At 37.8% G+C, this 8463-nt stretch carries 12 protein-coding genes; 7 read left to right on the forward strand and 5 right to left on the reverse strand.

What is annotated here, in order from left to right; translation table 11 throughout:
* The first annotated feature begins 116 nt into the window (after window positions 1–116).
* From ABES52_RS06915 to ABES52_RS06930, 4 genes are all read left to right on the forward strand, one after another.
* Window positions 117–332 carry a DUF1659 domain-containing protein gene (locus ABES52_RS06915; protein ID WP_429650270.1) on the forward strand — a complete coding sequence of 72 codons (216 nt, stop codon included), beginning with the start codon at window positions 117–119 and terminating at the stop codon, window positions 330–332.
* A gap of 43 nt (window positions 333–375) precedes the next feature.
* The gene (locus ABES52_RS06920) at window positions 376–594 is read left to right on the forward strand and encodes a DUF2922 domain-containing protein (protein WP_429650272.1); all 219 of its coding nucleotides are present in this window, start codon (window positions 376–378) and stop codon (window positions 592–594) included.
* 60 nt (window positions 595–654) lie between these two features.
* Window positions 655–801, forward strand: a complete 147-nt coding sequence (locus ABES52_RS06925; RefSeq protein ID WP_429650274.1) for a YvrJ family protein — start codon at window positions 655–657, stop codon at window positions 799–801.
* A gap of 123 nt (window positions 802–924) precedes the next feature.
* Window positions 925–1209 carry a hypothetical protein gene (locus ABES52_RS06930; RefSeq protein WP_429650276.1) on the forward strand — a complete coding sequence of 95 codons (285 nt, stop codon included), beginning with the start codon at window positions 925–927 and terminating at the stop codon, window positions 1207–1209.
* Window positions 1210–1272: 63 nt separating this feature from the next.
* On the opposite strand, the gene ABES52_RS06935 is transcribed toward ABES52_RS06930, so the two are convergent.
* From ABES52_RS06935 to ABES52_RS06945, 3 genes are all read right to left on the reverse strand, one after another.
* Entirely contained in the window at window positions 1273–1398 is a 126-nt protein-coding gene (locus ABES52_RS06935) for a YjcZ family sporulation protein (protein ID WP_429650278.1), read from the reverse strand.
* A gap of 33 nt (window positions 1399–1431) precedes the next feature.
* On the reverse strand, window positions 1432–1542 hold the full coding sequence (locus ABES52_RS06940; RefSeq protein ID WP_429650280.1) for a YjcZ family sporulation protein: 111 nt from the start codon (window positions 1540–1542) through the stop codon (window positions 1432–1434).
* Between the two features lie 181 nt (window positions 1543–1723).
* Entirely contained in the window at window positions 1724–2326 is a 603-nt protein-coding gene (locus ABES52_RS06945) for a lysophospholipid acyltransferase family protein (protein ID WP_429650282.1), read from the reverse strand.
* Between the two features lie 196 nt (window positions 2327–2522).
* On the opposite strand from ABES52_RS06945, the gene ABES52_RS06950 reads away from it, so the two are divergent.
* The 3 genes from ABES52_RS06950 (at window position 2523) to ABES52_RS06960 (ending at window position 7068) form a co-directional block, all read left to right on the forward strand.
* Entirely contained in the window at window positions 2523–3665 is a 1143-nt protein-coding gene (locus ABES52_RS06950) for an exonuclease SbcCD subunit D (RefSeq protein WP_429650284.1), read from the forward strand.
* A complete protein-coding gene (locus tag ABES52_RS06955; RefSeq protein WP_429650286.1) occupies window positions 3662–6793 on the forward strand; it encodes an AAA family ATPase in 3132 nt (1043 codons plus the stop codon). Before ABES52_RS06950 ends, ABES52_RS06955 begins: the two co-directional genes overlap by 4 nt.
* Window positions 6794–6885: 92 nt before the next feature.
* Window positions 6886–7068: a hypothetical protein gene (locus ABES52_RS06960; RefSeq protein WP_429650288.1), complete on the forward strand. Its 183-nt coding sequence runs from the start codon at window positions 6886–6888 to the stop codon at window positions 7066–7068.
* Window positions 7069–7125: 57 nt separating this feature from the next.
* Here ABES52_RS06960 and ABES52_RS06965 read toward each other — a convergent pair whose 3' ends face one another.
* Both ABES52_RS06965 and ABES52_RS06970 read right to left on the reverse strand, forming a co-directional pair.
* On the reverse strand, window positions 7126–7647 hold the full coding sequence (locus ABES52_RS06965) for a GNAT family protein (RefSeq protein WP_429650290.1): 522 nt from the start codon (window positions 7645–7647) through the stop codon (window positions 7126–7128).
* Between the two features lie 384 nt (window positions 7648–8031).
* Window positions 8032–8214, reverse strand: a complete 183-nt coding sequence (locus tag ABES52_RS06970) for an H-type small acid-soluble spore protein (protein ID WP_429650292.1) — start codon at window positions 8212–8214, stop codon at window positions 8032–8034.
* Window positions 8215–8463 lie beyond the last annotated feature (249 nt).

Raw genomic sequence — 8463 nt, forward strand, 5'->3', positions numbered from 1 at the left:
CCGTGTGAACAACTTGCTAAAATTCAACAATGAAATATAACATAGCCTACTTTTTAAGAAAAATGGTAACCAATCCTCTACCTTCTCCCTATATAAAAGGCGAAGGGGGTGAAGATATGGCACAAGCATTACTAGAAAATACGAAGCTTCGTCTCGTATTTGAGGCGGGAACGGATGAAGAAGGGAACGTCATTTATAAAACAAAAACGTATGCCAATGTCAATGAAGCGGCTACTGCTGACCAATTGTTTCAAGCAGCCAATGCCATTGGTGCTCTTTCAACTCGTCCGCTTGTCGGCATCAATCGAGAAGATCGCTACAACATCGTTTAATTATTAAAGAATAATAGGTAAATAGAAAGAGAGGAGGATAAAGATGGCTAAATCTTTAGAACTACAATTTTTAACTAGCGAAGGAAAAAAGGTGACGATATCAGTAGATGAACCAATTGAACCCGTCGACTCCATTCAAGTGAAACAGTCGATGGATCAAATTATTCAATCGGATGCCTTTTTAACACCGTCTGGTCCGCTCGCTTCCATAGAAGGCGCCCGCGTTGTCGAACGCAATGTGACAGAAGTAACGGTGGAATAACCATAGAAGGGACAAGGCGAATCCTGCTTTGTCCCTTTTGTCTCATAGGAGGGAGTATCGATGAACGAATGGATGAATATTATAAGTGAAGTGAGTTTTCCGATTTTTGTCAGTTTTTATTTACTGTATCGTATTGAAACGAAACTTGAAGCTGTGAATCAATCGATTCAAAGTTTACCTGATCGTTTAAAAGGGATATGGAATTAAATACATGTTCAATGACTAAAAATCGTATTAAATGGACAAATTCCGCGAATGTCTTTGTCCAAATACGTACCTGCCACATAGTTTATTAAAGAGGTGGTTAATTTTTATAAGGGAGTGTTTCTCGTGTCACAATATTATCATCATCTTTGTGCAAGAAATATCGGCAGGATGGTACAAATTCGGGATCGGTTTGGACGAGTTCATCGAGGAGTGATTCATCGGGTAAGTCGTACACACGTGTTTATTCGTCCTATTCGACCTGCTGTGCCAAGAGGTTTCGGTTATGGGTTAGGTTACCGTCGCTTTGGGCGTCCGTTCTTTCGAAGAAGATTTGCATTTGGAGCGGCCATTGGAATTGCTCTCGGTGCGATTATCGCATTTTCCTTAATCCCTTTCGCGTTTTTTTAAAAAACGTGAGCAAAAAAAAATGAACAGAGGAGAGACTTATTACAATCTCCTCTGTTTGCCCACTTAATACCCGAACCCGATGGCTCCGATAATGATTAACAAGATAAACAATACAACGATGAGCGCAAATCCGCCTGCATAGCGGCCATATCCAAACCCACCGCAGGACCCATAATATCCGTAATGCATGTATATCACCCCTTATTTCATTCATACAAATGATTAATTGAAGCCGTATCCGATGTAGCTAGATCCAACAATAATGAGTAAGATGAATAACACAACTATTAACGCAAATCCGCCTCCGTAAAATCCACCTTTTCCGTCAACCATAAATTTGTCTCCTCCTCATAAAATCTAATTACATCATCATCATATGTAATAAAGAAAAATGTGTATGGGTAAGTGCCCGGAATCATGAATGTTTAAACTAAAACAACCCCCAGATAGCTTCCAGCTATTCTGTGGGGTTGTTTTGGTTGTAAAATAATTTAAGTGGAGACTTTTTAGGATGTTAATAGGACGAACGATTCCATTCGATTTCTAATTTTATGAATGAGTCATTAATTTTTTGTGTTACATATTCCACAATGTCTTTTTGTTCATCATATTGTTTTAAGTCTATTGGTTCACCGATTAAAATGGTAATCTTTTTTTCGCTTACAAGCTGTCTCCAACTAAGTGGGCCATGATAAACCGCAGGTAATATGGGGACATTTGCTTTGTTCGCAATCCAAGCCGCTCCTTTTTTTAGTGAATTATTTTCCATTGTTCGTGTTCCAGAGGGAAAGATGCCTACAATATGGCCATCTTTTAAACGTTTAATGGAATTTTTCATCACACCTGGTCCGGGATTGTTTCTATTGACCGGAAATGCATGCAAGGATGTTAACAATTTACCTATAAACTTATTTTGAAAAAGTTCTTGTTTTGCCATAAAATGAACTGGTTGTGGATCCAGAGCTAGAGCAAGGAAAAGAATATCCAGCCAAGTGCGATGGGTACATACGGCTACAAATGGACCCGATTTAGGAATCCGCTCGCGATAAACCACTTGATATTGAATACGAAATATTTTTAGTAGGAATACCAAAATCGTTTTCGCAAATCGATACATAGTTCCCTCCTGGTGATTAATTGTCAACTCACGGCTAAATCATAACATATGTTTCCAAAAAATGTGTAGTCATTTCGTTTATCATTATGTATAATTAGAACAAATGTTCGTGTTTATTTGAACATAACTATTTACAACTGTATGGAACTATCGGATGGTTATTATAAAATAGTACTAAAGAAGGGAGAGTACTAGAATGAAATTTATTCATACAGCCGATTGGCATTTAGGAAAGCTCGTTCACGGACTATACATGACGGAAGAACAACGAGTTGTCTTAGACCAATTCGTTCAACTTGTGGCGGAAGAACAACCAGATGCAGTCATTGTGGCTGGAGATTTATACGATCGTTCGGTTCCACCAACAGAAGCGGTTGAACTATTAAATGAAGTTTTTTATCGAATCAACGTTGAATTAACAGTTCCGATTTTAGCGATTGCAGGTAATCATGATAGTGCGGAGCGCCTCTCTTTTGGTTCGGCGTGGTACCGGCATCACAAGTTGTACTTAAGCGGAAAAATCCAACGGACATTAGAACCTGTTCGGATGAACGGAGTCAATTTCTATTTAGTTCCTTATGCAGAACCAGGCGTCGTTAGACAGCTGTTTGAAGATGAATCGATCCATTCACACCAAGATGCGATGCAACGGATTGTTGGAGAGATTGAATCAACGATGAATCCGAACGAACCAAACGTATTGATTGGGCATGCGTTTGTTTTAGGTGGAAAAACAACCGATTCAGAACGGATCTTATCCGTTGGAGGGAGTGGATGTGTCCACCAAGATGTATTTTCTCCTTTTACCTATACGGCACTAGGACATTTACATAGCCCAGACGCGATCCGTCATGACTCAATCCGTTATTCCGGCTCGTTGTTAAAATATTCGTTTTCTGAGGCAAAACAAAGAAAAAGCATTAGTATCGTTGAAATTGATGATGGTGGGAATCTACTAATAAATGAACGTACATTAACACCGAAACGAGATTTACGAGAGATTGAAGGATATTTAGAAGAATTGTTGGATCCATCTTTTTATCAAACACAACAAGTGGAAGATTATTTAAAAATCACCTTATTAGATGAAGGAGCTCTGATTGACCCTATACAAAAACTCCGTCAAGTGTATCCTAATGTGCTTCACCTTGAACGTAAATTAGAACGCCAACAGAAACTTTCTTCAAATCTACATTCCCATTCTCAGGAGAAAAAGTCAGAATTTGATTTGTTTGCTCAATTTTATGAGGAAATGACTATGAAGGAATTATCTGAACAAGAAAGGGACGCCATGATTCAAATCATTGACGAAGTGAAAAAGGAGGAAGCATTCCTATGAGACCGCTTGAATTGACGATGCAAGCGTTTGGTCCATACGCTGGTACCGAAACGATTGATTTTCGAAAGCTAGGAAATCGGACGATGTTTGTCATCTCAGGTAAAACAGGGGCAGGGAAAACAACGATTTTTGACGGCATTTCGTTCGCTATTTATGGGAAAGCTAGTGGTGCTGACCGGGCTGGATCAGATTTACGGAGCCAATTTGCAAAAGATGATGTACCGACGGAAGTCTCTTTAACGTTTACCCTTCGTGGAAAAACGTATCGGATTTGGCGATCACCTCAACAACAAAAGAAAAAGGCAAGAGGGGATGGGTATACAATCGTTAACGCCCGGGCTGAGCTTTATGAACGGAATGAAAATGGAGAGGATATTTTAATCGCTGGAAACGTTCGAGAAGTGGATGAAAAAATAATGGATCTTATTCAACTTGATGCAAATCAGTTCCGGCAAATCGTGATGATTCCTCAAGGAGAATTTCGAAAACTACTAGTGTCTGATAGTAAAGATAAAGAAACGATTTTACAGCGCCTTTTTCACACCGAAATCTATAAAAAAATGGAAGAAAAGCTAAAAGAAAAAGCAAATGAACTAAAATCAAAGGTTGAACAAAAACATACAGAACAAATGGATGCATTAAAAAGCTTGCATGTTCTTCACCATGAAGGGTTACAACAAGTCGTCCAAGAAGGGGCGATTCATCACCCGGAATGGGAGAAGTGGCTTGTGGAAGAAATCGAATGGATGCAGGGACAATTAACGAATCTTTCTAAAATGAGAAAGGATAAAGAAAATGAACGCGACATGTGGCAGAAGAAAAAATTTGAAGCACAAGCCATTGTTCAACAATTTCATTTAAAAGAAAAGCTCGAACAAGAAAAACATCAATTAGAACAAAAACAACCAACCATTCGCCAACTTGAACAACAAATTGAGCAAGCTTATCGTGCCCAAACGTTACAAACTCAAGAACAATTATGCAAAAAAATTCGAACAGAAATTGATGAGCAACTTCTTCAACTAAAAACAAGTAACGTTGAGTGGGAAAACAGAAAAAAGATGTTGCAACAGGCAATTGAAAAACTGAACGTGTTAAAGGAGAAAGAACCTACATATAAAGCATTAAGTGAAGAAAAAGGAAGGTTAGAGAACCTATTACCTTATGTAAAAAAGCTTGAAGAAACGAAACAGAAATTTTTCGCTGTAGAAAAGCAATGGAAAGAGAAAGTGAACGAAGAACAAGAAACGTTAAAACAATTACAATTGGTTGAAGGAAAGATACATGACGCCACCCTATATGAGAAAGAAGTAAGTTCCCTGCAACTAGAAAAGCTGGAACTCTCCAACAAAAGACAACAATTATACCATACGTTAACGAAGGGAAAGCGACTTCAACAATTGATTCAAGAAGACCATTCAATTTCCAAACAATTAGAAAAGAAATTGGGATTACTTGCTCAATTAGAACGTGTGCGTGAGGATGATCAACAACTTGTAGAACGGCTACAAACCGAGTGGAAAAAAGGACAAGCCAGTCTTCTAGCTGCTCATCTTGAAGAAGGCGAGCCATGCCCAGTATGCGGTTCCGTGCATCACCCGCTTCCAGCAACAGGTGATAAGAGTGTGCCAAAAGAAGAGGATCTAGAGGCAGCCGTTGAACAATTAAAACGTCGGGAAGAAGAAATACGCCAAGTGGAGCACCAAGTGTCTGAATTGAGAACAGAACATATTCGTATCCAAACATCTTTACAAGAAATTCAACGAGATGTGTATGAGCAAGATCCTGAGGCCAAGACATGGGAACTTGATGAATGGATGCAAATACGATTAAGTGACCAAGAAACGATGGAAGGTCGCTTAAAAGAAATCGCATATAAATTAGAAGAAATTCAAGCCAAAATGGGACAATTAGACCATTGGAAACAGACATATGAACAACTGACCGCTCGACTCGAGAACATCCAACAGCAACGGGAAGAGTGGTATCATCAATACATGGAATGTAAAGCGCAAGTTCAATCGATGGAAAACTATTTACCAGAACATTTACGCACAAAAGAAGCTTTTTACTCACGATATGAAAAGATTCAGGAAGACCTTCAAACGTACGAACGCCATTTAGAACAGACAAAAGAACAAGTACAGCAGTGGAAGGAAGCAGTATCAGCAGATGAAGCTAGAAAACAAGAGATCAAAAAACATATTCAAAGCCGTGAACAATCATTACAACACGAAAGAGAACTGTTCAAAAAACAATTAGAAGAACAAGGATTCACTTCCTATCAAGCGTATGAAAAGGCGAAAAAAACAGAAGCCGAACGAAAGGAAATGGAAACAACAGTTCGTGCATATTGGGAACGACTGACGTCAGTTGATGATCGCTTAAAAGAAGTTTCTGAATTAGTTAAAAATGTGGACAAGCCTAATGTCAAGGCAATTGACGAAAAACTAACGCAAATTGTTCAAGAAATCGAACAATACAGCGAACAGTATACATCGATGTTAGTAAGAAAAGAACATAATGAAAAGGTAGGGGAAAAACTCAAAAAACTTCGCGAACAAATGCAGCAAATGGAAGTATCTTATCAACTAATCGGGCATTTAGCTGATATTACGAAAGGACAAAATCGTTACCGAATGACGTTTGAACGATTTGTATTAGCTGCGTTTTTAGACGAAATATTACTCCTTGCAAATGAACGACTCCGCAAGATGACGAGTGGCCGGTATCAACTTCTTCGTAAAACGGACCGCTCCAAAGGAAATGTTCAGAGCGGTTTAGAAATATTAGTATTTGACCAGTATACAGGGCAACAACGACATGTAAAAACACTATCCGGTGGAGAAAGCTTTAAAGCATCGCTTGCGTTAGCTCTTGGTTTATCAGAAGTGGTTCAACAATATGCTGGCGGTGTGTCGTTAGAAACGATGTTTATTGATGAAGGATTTGGTACGTTGGATCCGGAATCGCTAGACCAAGCCATTGAATCGTTAATGGACATTCAACAAAGTGGCCGCTTAGTTGGAATTATCTCCCATGTGCCTGAATTAAAGGAGCGGATTGACGCTCGGTTAGAAGTGATTGCAACAAAAGAAGGAAGTCGAACGGAATTTATCTTTCATTAATCTCTCACAGAAGGCTAGAAGATGTATCATTAGCAGGCGTTGGAATCCATGAAATCGAAGGTAGTCGTTTTTAGATGGAAAGGAGGCAACCGATGGAAAAAAGTTATATCATCGGTACACGGATATTTTTATTTGTGATTTCATTAGGTTTATTAACGATGACGTTTTTCTTTATTCAATTAGGAAAACAGATATTTGCCGTCATTTCCGCCATTATAGGTTTTCTTTCTATTTTGATGCAACTATTTGTCAATCGAAAAAGGCAAAAAATATAAACTAAAAGTGCACTTATACCATTAAGAAAAAGGAGCCCATGTTTTGGACTCCTTTTTTTATTCATTGTTCCAAATAATTTCGCCACATTGATTTTTTTCATCAAGTTTAACATGAAAATGATGTTTTTCGTAAAAATGAACAAGCCGGTCAATATGATCCCAATCACGCTTCGCAATTTCACCTGTAATGGTATGGATGTTTTGATTGGTCGCAATTTCTTTTAAATAGTTCATACATATAGAGCCGTATCCTTTATTGACTGGTCCACGAATGTCGTCAATGTGGATCGTATACTTATCTTCGTATTGGGCATGCAACGAAAAATCCCAAGTTCCTTGATAGGGTGTTTCACTATCTGCAACCATGATTCGACAAATATTTCCATCATCTTTACCGTAAACAACAACCCAATTTTCATGTTTATCTTGGTCAATTCCAAGTACTTGATATTTTTTTGCAACTTCCTTCAAATTTTCCTGCATACGAAATAGTTGGAACTCTAATGAATCTAAATCTTTTTGTAACTCGTCGGCATCCTTCTTTTTCTCCTCTACGAACCAAACTGTGGGATAAGACATCACGAACTCCTTTCTTTGTTTCATATTTGATTCCGTTCAGACTATACATTTTGCCATTTTACTAGGTTTTAACTATCAATGCAAATGAATCTACTATTTATTATGTATGGATAAAAACTAAAAAGTGATAATCTATAATGAAAATTAAATTAAAATTACTATAAAAAATGTATATCAAAATATATTTAATATAATATACATAGATCTTCTTTACATGGTCATGACAAGGAGGAAGATAATGATGCTTCGTAAACGAATTGAACGAGTGCTAAATGAAGGATAGTCCCATTCAGAGAAGATCATTGATATAACCGACCATTCCTTATATATACACATGAAAAAAGACTTGTCCTAAAATGAAGGGACAAGTCTTATTTTTATTTTTTACTGTTCTTCAAATAACTCGTGAACAGAAACGGTTTTTTCTTCCATTGGTTCTTCCCGTAAATATATTCGAGCGGTTTCGTTTTTTTCGTTCACACTTTGAATGATAATTTGTTTTCCATTACATGTAACCGGAATAATTTCAGGTGATTCTAAAATTTCTTTTGCACGTTGAACGTTCATTTTCATCCTCCTTCGCATTATTCATGAATAGTTTGAGTTTATTTTTAGATAATATGCATGATTGGCCGAGGAATGATGAACATTCATGGTATGAATAATAATCATTCAGTTACTTTTCCATTTCCCATGTTAGACAGGCTAAATATTCTATTTTTAGTTATGTCATTGTTGATTTTTAGCTACTTATTCACACGGCAGCGACTCCAGCGGGAACAAGAAGCCAGTTCAAGACCCATACTTGAGCGTAGC

Origin of the sequence: Aeribacillus pallidus (assembly GCF_050478865.1) — a bacterium.
Classification (GTDB): domain Bacteria; phylum Bacillota; class Bacilli; order Bacillales; family JACDOC01; genus JACDOC01.

What these genes read in the sequence shown, in the direction of transcription:
- ABES52_RS06960 (WP_429650288.1), top strand. Translation starts at nt 6,886, where the DNA reads ATGGAAAAAAGTTATATCATCGGTACACGGATATTTTTATTTGTGATT.
- ABES52_RS06965 (WP_429650290.1), bottom strand. Translation starts at nt 7,647, where the DNA reads ATGTCTTATCCCACAGTTTGGTTCGTAGAGGAGAAAAAGAAGGATGCC.
- ABES52_RS06915 (WP_429650270.1), top strand. Translation starts at nt 117, where the DNA reads ATGGCACAAGCATTACTAGAAAATACGAAGCTTCGTCTCGTATTTGAG.
- ABES52_RS06970 (WP_429650292.1), bottom strand. Translation starts at nt 8,214, where the DNA reads ATGAACGTTCAACGTGCAAAAGAAATTTTAGAATCACCTGAAATTATT.
- ABES52_RS06950 (WP_429650284.1), top strand. Translation starts at nt 2,523, where the DNA reads ATGAAATTTATTCATACAGCCGATTGGCATTTAGGAAAGCTCGTTCAC.
- ABES52_RS06925 (WP_429650274.1), top strand. Translation starts at nt 655, where the DNA reads ATGAACGAATGGATGAATATTATAAGTGAAGTGAGTTTTCCGATTTTT.
- ABES52_RS06955 (WP_429650286.1), top strand. Translation starts at nt 3,662, where the DNA reads ATGAGACCGCTTGAATTGACGATGCAAGCGTTTGGTCCATACGCTGGT.
- ABES52_RS06945 (WP_429650282.1), bottom strand. Translation starts at nt 2,326, where the DNA reads ATGTATCGATTTGCGAAAACGATTTTGGTATTCCTACTAAAAATATTT.
- ABES52_RS06940 (WP_429650280.1), bottom strand. Translation starts at nt 1,542, where the DNA reads ATGGTTGACGGAAAAGGTGGATTTTACGGAGGCGGATTTGCGTTAATA.
- ABES52_RS06935 (WP_429650278.1), bottom strand. Translation starts at nt 1,398, where the DNA reads ATGCATTACGGATATTATGGGTCCTGCGGTGGGTTTGGATATGGCCGC.
- ABES52_RS06920 (WP_429650272.1), top strand. Translation starts at nt 376, where the DNA reads ATGGCTAAATCTTTAGAACTACAATTTTTAACTAGCGAAGGAAAAAAG.